The sequence below is a fragment of the Methylobacterium sp. CCH5-D2 genome (assembly GCF_001556475.1).
In the GTDB taxonomy this organism is placed as follows: domain Bacteria; phylum Pseudomonadota; class Alphaproteobacteria; order Rhizobiales; family Beijerinckiaceae; genus Methylobacterium; species Methylobacterium hispanicum.
Genome location: NZ_LSIX01000137.1, coordinates 1 through 1,629 on the forward strand (window position 1 = coordinate 1; position 1,629 = coordinate 1,629).

Below are 1,629 nucleotides of genomic sequence, written 5' to 3' on the forward strand. Positions count from 1 at the left end.
GCCGCCCGGCAGGCGAGTGCGGCGTCGATCTGGTCGCGCCCGCAACCTTCGGCGAAGCAGAACCGGCCGAGATCCTCGCAGGTCGCCAGGAAGCGTCCGGCGGCGACCGGCCGGTCCCGCATGTCGGCGGCCCCGGCCGCGGACGGGCCGAGGACGAGGAGCGCGAGGACGATGACGCTGGAGCGTGCCACGCTGCCCCCGGGGATGCCTGCCGAACCACCGCCCTCCCATAGCATCGGCCGCGCCCGCCCGCCGTGCCATTCGGGCGACAACCGGCGCCGTTCGGGGCCGGGGGCGACGGCGCGCCGGGCGCGAAGCATTGGCCGCGCGACGACGCCGGGGCTATACCGCGGGCAAGGGCGTGTCCGGCGCGGGGCGACGCCGGGGCCGACGCCGACCGGGAACCTCAAGTCATGCGTTACGTGCGGGACATGCGCGGCTACGGGGCGAACCCGCCCGATCCGGACTGGCCGGGCGGCGCGCGCGTGGCCATGCAGGTGGTGCTCAACTACGAGGAGGGCGGCGAGAACGCGATCCTGCACGGGGACGCGGCCTCCGAGGCCTTCCTCTCCGAGATCGTGTCGGCCGTGCCATGGCCGGGCCTGCGCCACTGGAACATGGAATCCCTCTACGAGTACGGCGCGCGGGCCGGGTTCTGGCGCCTGCACCGGCTGCTGACCGGACTGGAGATCCCCGTCACGGTCTACGGCGTCGCCACGGCACTGGCGCGCTCGCCCGAGCAGGTCGCGGCGATGCAGGCGGCCGACTGGGAGATCGCCTCGCACGGCCTGCGCTGGATCGACTACCGGGCTCACACGCCGGAGGACGAGCGCCGGGACCTAGAGGCGGCGATCCGCCTGCACACGGAGGTGACGGGCGCCCGCCCGACCGGCTGGTACACCGGCCGCTCGTCGGCCGACACGGTGCGGCTCGTCGCCGAGGAGGGCGGCTTCGCCTACGTCTCCGACACCTACGCCGACGACCTGCCCTACTGGCTCGACCACGACGGCCACGGGCGCCCGATCCGCCCGCAGCTGATCGTGCCCTACACCCTCGACGCCAACGACATGCGCTTCTCGACGCCGGCGGGCTTTGCCAACGGCGACCAGTTCTTCTCCTACCTGAAGGACACGTTCGACGCGCTCTACGCCGAGGGCGAGGCCGGCCGGCCGGGCATGATGAATCTCGGCCTGCACTGCCGCCTCGTCGGGCGCCCGGGCCGCGCGCTGGCGCTCCGGCGCTTCCTCGACTACGTGCGCGGCCACGACCGGGTCTGGTTCGCCAAGCGCATCGACATCGCGCGGCACTGGCAGGCGCGCCACCCCTACGCGGAACAGGCCGTCCGGCCGTCGCGGATGGACCGGGAGGCGTTCGTCGCCCGCTTCCGCGACGTGTTCGACGGCGGCGCCTGGGTGGCCGAGCGCGCCCACGCGCTGGAGCTCGGCAGCGCGCACGACACGGCGCTCGGCCTGCACAACGCGCTCTGCCGCGCCTTCCGCGCCGGCTCCGGGGCGGAGCGGGCCGCGCTCCTGCCCGCCGGCCGCACCCCGCAGGAGGCCGAGGCGCACGCCTTGCAGCGGCTCCGCGACATCCTGCCGGCCTGAGAGAGGATCCTTCCGATGACCGCCT

The 1,629-nt window shown here is 74.6% G+C and carries 1 protein-coding gene and 1 pseudogene; one reads left to right on the forward strand and one right to left on the reverse strand.

Annotated elements, in window-relative coordinates:
* On the reverse strand, nt 1–191 hold a 191-nt coding region (locus tag AX737_RS03145), incomplete at its 3' end, for a hypothetical protein (RefSeq protein ID WP_066918928.1).
* Between the two features lie 222 nt (nt 192–413).
* Between AX737_RS03145 and puuE the strand changes: the two are divergent.
* Nucleotides 414–1,629, forward strand: a pseudogene (puuE, locus tag AX737_RS03150) (allantoinase PuuE); the annotation flags it as partial.